Source organism: Vandammella animalimorsus, from assembly GCF_002285285.1.
Taxonomy (GTDB): Bacteria; Pseudomonadota; Gammaproteobacteria; order Burkholderiales; family Burkholderiaceae_C; genus Lampropedia; species Lampropedia animalimorsus.
The window spans coordinates 1-1,165 of record NZ_NSJF01000013.1 but is presented as its reverse complement, the minus strand read 5'-3'; the positions used below and the strand labels follow the sequence as shown (position 1 = coordinate 1,165).

Genomic DNA, 1,165 nt, shown 5'->3' with positions numbered 1-1,165 from the left:
AAATGGCAAAAGGTAAGTTTGAGCGCACCAAGCCCCACGTGAACGTGGGCACGATTGGTCACGTGGACCATGGCAAGACGACGCTGACTGCAGCGATCGCCACCGTGCTGTCCAAGAAGTTTGGCGGCGAAGCCAAAGGCTACGACCAGATCGACAACGCGCCCGAAGAAAAGGCCCGCGGCATCACCATCAACACCTCGCACGTGGAATACGAAACGGCCAACCGCCACTATGCCCACGTGGACTGCCCCGGCCACGCCGACTACGTCAAGAACATGATTACCGGTGCAGCCCAGATGGACGGCGCCATCCTGGTCTGCTCCGCCGCTGACGGCCCCATGCCCCAAACCCGTGAGCACATCCTGCTCTCGCGCCAGGTGGGCGTGCCCTACATCATCGTCTTCCTGAACAAGGCCGACATGGTGGACGACGAAGAGCTGCTGGAACTGGTCGAAATGGAAGTGCGCGAACTGCTCTCCAAGTACGACTTCCCTGGCGACGACACCCCCATCATCCGCGGCTCTGCCAAGCTGGCCCTGGAAGGCGACCAAAGCCCCATCGGCGAAGAAGCCATCCTCAAGCTCGCTGAAGCCCTGGACAGCTACATCCCCACCCCCGAGCGCGCCGTGGACGGCACCTTCCTCATGCCCGTGGAAGATGTGTTCTCCATCTCTGGCCGCGGTACCGTGGTCACCGGTCGTGTCGAGCGTGGCGTCATCAAAGTCGGCGAAGAAATCGAAATCGTCGGCATCCGTGACCTGCAAAAGACCACCGTCACCGGCGTGGAAATGTTCCGCAAGCTGCTCGACCAGGGTCAGGCTGGCGACAACGTCGGTCTGCTGCTGCGCGGCACCAAGCGCGAAGAAGTCGAGCGCGGTCAAGTGCTGGCCAAGCCCGGCACCATCAAGCCGCACACCGACTTCACAGCCGAGGTCTACGTGCTGAGCAAGGACGAAGGCGGCCGCCACACCCCCTTCTTCAGCAACTACCGCCCTCAGTTCTACTTCCGCACCACGGACGTGACCGGCTCCATCGAACTGCCCGAAGGCAAGGAAATGGTCATGCCTGGCGACAACGTCAGCATCACCGTCAAGCTGATTGCCCCGATCGCCATGGAAGAGGGCCTGCGTTTTGCGATCCGCGAAGGCGGTCGTACCGTCGGCGC

1 protein-coding gene is annotated in these 1,165 nt (G+C 62.1%); it reads left to right on the top strand.

Features of this window, described 5'->3' with window-relative positions:
• Positions 1-2: 2 nt before the first annotated feature.
• The coding region (gene tuf, locus CK620_RS13665; protein WP_095550782.1) for an elongation factor Tu at positions 3-1,165 on the top strand (1,163 nt) is incomplete at its 3' end.